The organism is Priestia sp. BR_2 (assembly GCF_041954005.1).
GTDB classification, from domain to species: Bacteria; Bacillota; Bacilli; order Paenibacillales; family Paenibacillaceae; genus Paenibacillus_AQ; species Paenibacillus_AQ lautus_A.
In genome coordinates this window covers 1-1,780 of sequence record NZ_JAVFHM010000236.1, presented here as the reverse complement: position 1 = coordinate 1,780, position 1,780 = coordinate 1, and the positions used below count along the sequence as shown (strand labels likewise).

The window sequence follows — 1,780 nt, the reverse complement described above, 5'->3', positions numbered from 1 at the left end:
TATCAACTAAAAATCAATTACTTGTTAAAATTTATAATGAAAAAGACGAGAAATTTTGTTACATTGAGCCACATGACACAGTGTTAATATTGACTAGAGAAGCTGTAAAAGTTTCTAGGGAAATAGCAGGAACATTTCATTCAAAAGTAGGCATTGTTTCATCTGGTTTTGGTCATATTTCTACCACTCTTGACCCTTTGTGGCAAGGTCCGTTGCTAATTTCGTTGAATAATCCAACCGACAGACGTTTAAAGTTTACATTAGCAAAAATAAATAAAGAAAAGGTTAAAAAAAACGACGGAGACAATAAAGGTAATATTAACTTTACATATAAACATAAATCGTTTGTAACTTTAGTATTTCATCGACTAGTATCGCCTGCTGAAAGTCATCTTGATAACCCACCAGGTAGATTTGATCAATTGAAAGATGCTATTCAGGTGCAGAAGAAGAAAGGCTGGAAAAAGTTTTTATTCTGGAGAGGTAAGGATCAGCATTTTGAAGAGCTTAAAGACATGATCGATACAATTGGCTCAATAAGCTTTATAAATAATAACGATTCTGAACTTAAGCAGTTCGGTTTTGTAAACAATAATGTTTTAGAAACTTTAAATAAAGAAAGTTTTTATAGGAATTATGAAAATTTCACAGAAATTATCAAATTTTATACAGATAAAGCACATGCTACTACATCTAAAATTAGGAATGATAAGAGAACAAAATCTTTTTGGTTTCATCTATTAAAAATTATCTCAACATTATTGCTAATAGGTGTTATTGTGTATTTAGCATGGACTCTAGGAGTGAAAAAAGACAAACCAGCTGTCGTAGCTTATTTTGCCTTAATCATTCCTCTTACAGCAACGATAGTTATCCCTTACTTTATTAAACCGTTATTTAAAATTTTTGGAAGGAATGGATCCGAATGAACCCTATTGTTAAGATAAAAAAGTTAGTAAATGAAGCTAAACTACCATTTTATGCTCACGATGGAGATGCAGGGATGGACATATATTCTATTGAAGAGAAAGTTATTCAACCTGGAGAAGCAGAGTTAATTCGAACAGGTATCCAAATTGAATTGCCTAAAAACACAGAAGCACAAATCAGACCAAGAAGTGGATTAGCTCTAAAGCATTCAGTAACTGTATTAAACAGTCCTGGTACTATCGATGAAGGATACAGAGGAGAAATTGGTGTAATTCTAATTAACCATGGGAAAAATCAATTTTTTGTAGAAAAGGATATGCGTATTGCTCAGATGGTTATTAAACCAGTATTAAGAGCTGAAATACAAGAGGCTAAACAAGAACTCTCCGTAACTGAAAGAGCTACAGGTGGTTTTGGATCTTCTGGTATTAAATAATTATTCCATATTAATAAAATAGAAATTTTATTATATAAATGACTTCTTAACCTTAATGGCTAAGTGGTCATTTTTTATTTTTTTCATAAATAGCTTTACATCACAAAAAAACACAATACAACAATAGTAAAAGTATTATGGAGAGATGAATATGAAATATTACGTATATGTACATAAGTTTAAAAATACAAACACAGTTTTTTATATTGGTTCCAATTGGCAAGGTGCTAATCCCAACCGAGCATATGAACGAATTAAACGACCAAAGAAGTGGATTGATGAAGTAGCAAAACATAATGGTGAATATGATGTAGAATTTATTGCTTATTTTAATACTGGCAAAGAAGCTTATTATTATGAAATGAAATCAATGGCTCAATATCAGGATGATTATAATTGGTGTTGGTGTAATGG

The 1,780-nt window shown here is 31.0% G+C and carries 3 protein-coding genes; all 3 read left to right on the top strand.

Going from position 1 to position 1,780, the window contains the following annotated elements; all coding sequences use genetic code 11:
- Nucleotides 1-929 (top strand): dCTP deaminase/dUTPase family protein (locus tag RB298_RS19135; protein WP_486048045.1); only part of this gene is annotated, 929 nt, incomplete at its 5' end.
- Nucleotides 926-1,366 carry a dUTP diphosphatase gene (gene dut, locus RB298_RS19130; protein WP_486048043.1) on the top strand — a complete coding sequence of 147 codons (441 nt, stop codon included), beginning with the start codon at nucleotides 926-928 and terminating at the stop codon, nucleotides 1,364-1,366. The genes RB298_RS19135 and dut, both read left to right, overlap by 4 nt.
- Before the next feature lie 151 nt (nucleotides 1,367-1,517).
- Nucleotides 1,518-1,780: hypothetical protein (locus tag RB298_RS19125; protein ID WP_486048041.1), on the top strand; the 263-nt coding region annotated here is incomplete at its 3' end.

Coding starts and splice junctions, on each gene's coding strand:
- dut (WP_486048043.1), top strand. CDS start 926: ATGAACCCTATTGTTAAGATAAAAAAGTTAGTAAATGAAGCTAAACTA.